Below are 3,636 nucleotides of genomic sequence, written 5' to 3'. Positions count from 1 at the left end.
GCTGTTGAGAGGGATGCCACCAAGCCAGAACGGCCGCTCGCCCGTTGGTCGTTAAAGTTGGCCATCCGGAAGACCCCGCTAATAATTTACTCAGATCATACCGCGATATCGACTCGCCACGACGCCCGCTGGTAAAAAGAAATTGCTTGCCCTCCTCACTTGAAACCAGAGCCGCCCAAATTCTGTCATGTTCGGCAAATGTGAGAAAGGTTTGTGCACTTCCTTCAAGTTCAGGGAGTTTAGCAAGCGTTTGCGTTTGCAACCATCGCTTTCCGGCATCAACGCTCGCTCTGAAATTCAATTCATGCTGTGAAGTGAGGCCCATATAATAGGTAACGTGTTCTCCGCCAAACCAAATATGGCGATGATCTTCGGGTGGGACGGGCCTATCACGCTCCTTAACTAAGTTCCACGTCAAAGCTTTATCTTCTGATCGCCACTCCTCATCTCGAATTTGCCCGACCAGTATTCGTTCGTCAAGGGCAACGATCTCATGAGGGATGGGTGAGTTGAGTGATTTCCAATCATTCCCCCCATTTCGACTAAACATGCCATAGGGTGGCCTTGGATCTCGAGGGTTTTCTTGGTTGCTGATTACACTTACATTCCAACTGATGTAAAGGTTATTTTGCCAAAGCGCAAAACCGTTTAGCTCGTCTCGTTCTGGATCGGTCCGGTTTCGCCAGTGAAGTGTTCGAGGTTGATCCCATCGCCTTCCGCCATCTCGTGAGTGGGTATATCTGATTGCCCGATCTCCGCTCTGCCAAATAAGATGAACTGTTCGTTGGCACGATTGAATGTAGAGAGGTTTCATAAGAGGTTCGCGTTCAAGGCAAATCCGCTGCGGATCAGCCCAACGAATGCCATCCTGACTTGTGGCGCAATAAATAACCTGTCCCACTGACCAGACCAAAACGATATCGCCTTGAGCATAAACAAGTCGAGGTTCAGTCGTCGCCGGCTCAACCCGTTCGTGAAAAGGTTGTTTAAAAACGATTACCGGTTGTGGATGGGCAAAACGCACCCCCATAACTACAAATACTCCTTCTACCTCACTCAGATTACCCGAAGCCTCCTAAGCAAAACTTATTATGGCAAATGCCGTCGAGGTCGGTCATTATTGATGCGGAATAAGGTCTAACTTCACCCAAGACCCAATGGCGCATCTTATCACCAATAATTCCAAAAAGAAAAGTCCCCTCTTGGGGGAGAGGGGACTCGAGGGGGTCGGGGTTTTAGATGAAAATCGTATTTTTACGAAACGTACTTATCTCTCAAACGGCGGCGGTTAGCCAACGTTCGAAGCTTCTTAATCGCGCTAGCTTCAATTTGTCTGATGCGCTCACGAGAAAGCTGGAGATCCGTGCCGATATCCTGAAGAACGTTTGATTCGGTACTGTCAAGACCTAATCGGCGACGAATGATCATGCGCTCTCTTTCGCTTAACGAAGCGAAAATCTCTTCTACTTCAGTCTGAAATTCCAATTTAAGGATCATCTCTTCCGGGTTTGAGACGGTCGAGTCGGACAGGAAAGAACCCAGAGCGGCATTCTCTTCATCTCCAACCATCATATCCAGCGACAATGGTTCTTGAGAGGACTGGAGCAAGCGGACGATTTTTCCGGTGCTGACGCCGCAAGCTTGGGCTAATTGCTCAGGATCAGGGTCTTCACCCATCTCTCGCAGCAGTCGAGCTTTCTCTTTTATAATTCGTCGAAGGGTTTCGGAAACATGAGCAGGAAGCCGGATAGCTTTGGATTTGTTATCAAGGGCGCGTCCGATAGATTGCCTAATCCAGTGGGTTGCGTAAGTGCTAAAACGATAACCTTTATCAGGATCGAAGCGCGAGATGGCATTCATAAGGCCAATCGCACCTTCCTGCACTAAATCTTCGAAGGGGATAGCATGGTTGCGATAATGCTTGGCGATATTAACCACTAAGCGCATATTGGCTTCGACTAATCGTTTTCGCGCCTCTTCATTGCCGGCCAGTGCCAGCAATGCAAGTTCATTTTCTTCATGAGGCGTTAATAATTCTGTTTGTGTTAATCTGCTGATATAAGATGGGATTTTTTCTTCCTCATCTTCTCTCACCGGATCTTGTTGACCATTCCATACATACTGTACCATCGGTGAATCCCCCTTAATAACCTACACAACGCAGCATGGATTCCCTTATGTGAAAGACTATTGCATATCACAAGAAAACTTCAAGCTATTATTGCTAGTTTTCTCATTACATCCCCAAAACCCCGTATTTCTGCTTGGGTGCTTGCCAGCTAATCAAACGCTATAGCGGATAACCTTCTTAGCTTGTGCAACTGCCTCAGTATTTAATGATTAGCAATTCCCGTGCCAAAAACTAGGGTAATTCTTCAAGTTCCAGTAGTATAACGACCATTTAACATTTCTAACCCTGCAATCCGATTATTTAGTCACTATAAGTAATTGGACGAAAAGAAATTCTAAATTGTTCGTAGATTTTGTCTTTTTGCATCCAGATAATACACAGGTTGCAGCAATAACAGAGGGGCTAATCTATCATGGGAAAAGCCTTTATTAAACAAGAGCCTAGGCCAACTTCTCTAAGCTTCTGTACGATTTGGAAGAGCCAATTAGCACCATTACCAACAGAAAAGAGCTATAAATTCATAGGATTCTTATTAGTGGCTTTTTGCCTCTAGCTTCTCCCCCTCACCTCGTCCTGGCGCTGGCGAAGATTTGTAGGGTGTGTTCTAGAATTTCGGCTTTGTCTAAGTATAACTGCAAGGGAAGATTAAGGGCGTTGACGTCGAAGAGAGGGTTGATTTTGGCTAGTTGGGCTTTAATGATGCCTTCGGCAGGGGTGGCCTCAATTAGTCGAAAAAGAAGCCGAGTACGCTCTTCTATGATCAGCGTTCCAACGACCCTAAAAGGGACTGAAGCGATGAGGACGCGGAATTTTCCGGTTATGACAATATGACCGCCGGTCATCTCTACTTGGATTTCACTTGCGCTCGACCCAATATGAGAAGTAATCAACCGTTCCAAACTCGATTCGGAAATGCTGATCTCGGCCGTTCCGAAAGCCATTTTAAGCTGATTCGTCTCGTGATCGTATTCGAACTCCTCAGCAGTAATAATCGCTTCGGTTAAGCCTAAAGCAGACGGCGCCATGAAGTCTTCGAGAACCAGTTTCGCGCGCCCAACCTTGAATCGCCCCAATGATTGCCATTCGTTCACGTTTGCTCCTTATAAAAACCCTATTTCAAAAGCGGTTTGACCAAGGCTTCCCATTCGGCATAGGATTGAGAACCGGTGACGGCTTTGTATAGCTTGCCTTTTTTATTATAAATATAGGTCCGCGGGATTGCCCCATCCCAGTTTTTATCGAAACCTTTAATAAAGGCCTGTGGGTCATCCGTGTTTTTGATAAATGAGGGAAAAGTGGCCTTCTGAGCTTTTAAGAAAGAAATCACCTTGTTCGTTTGGTTTGGATCGTCCATCGACACTGCAATCACAACAAGGCCGCTTTTGCGGTATTTATTGGAGAGCTTGACGATATCCGGAAACTCGCGAACACATGGCGGGCACCAGGTTGCATAGTAATTCAGAAATACAACCTTGCCTTTGTATGAAGCGACTTGATTCTTAACC

The 3,636-nt window shown here is 46.2% G+C and carries 4 protein-coding genes; all 4 read right to left on the bottom strand.

Features of this window, described 5'->3' with window-relative positions; all coding sequences use genetic code 11:
- On the bottom strand, window positions 1–1,030 hold a 1,030-nt coding region (locus WCO51_11065), incomplete at its 3' end, for a hypothetical protein (GenBank protein MEI6513794.1).
- A 224-nt stretch (window positions 1,031–1,254) separates the two neighbouring features.
- On the bottom strand, window positions 1,255–2,130 hold the full coding sequence (locus WCO51_11060) for an RNA polymerase sigma factor RpoD/SigA (GenBank protein MEI6513793.1): 876 nt from the start codon (window positions 2,128–2,130) through the stop codon (window positions 1,255–1,257).
- 564 nt (window positions 2,131–2,694) lie between these two features.
- Entirely contained in the window at window positions 2,695–3,222 is a 528-nt protein-coding gene (locus WCO51_11055; protein ID MEI6513792.1) for a hypothetical protein, read from the bottom strand.
- Window positions 3,223–3,242: 20 nt separating this feature from the next.
- Window positions 3,243–3,636, bottom strand: a 394-nt coding sequence (locus WCO51_11050; protein MEI6513791.1) for a TlpA disulfide reductase family protein, incomplete at its 5' end; no start/stop codon positions are given.

This window comes from bacterium, from assembly GCA_037131655.1.
GTDB lineage: Bacteria > Armatimonadota > Fimbriimonadia > Fimbriimonadales > JBAXQP01 > JBAXQP01.
The sequence above is the reverse complement of the archived record's forward strand: the minus strand, read 5'-3'. Positions and strand labels throughout refer to the sequence as shown.

Excerpts from the sequence above, each read along its gene's own strand:
- WCO51_11060 (MEI6513793.1), bottom strand. The coding sequence starts at position 2,130 with ATGGTACAGTATGTATGGAATGGTCAACAAGATCCGGTGAGAGAAGAT.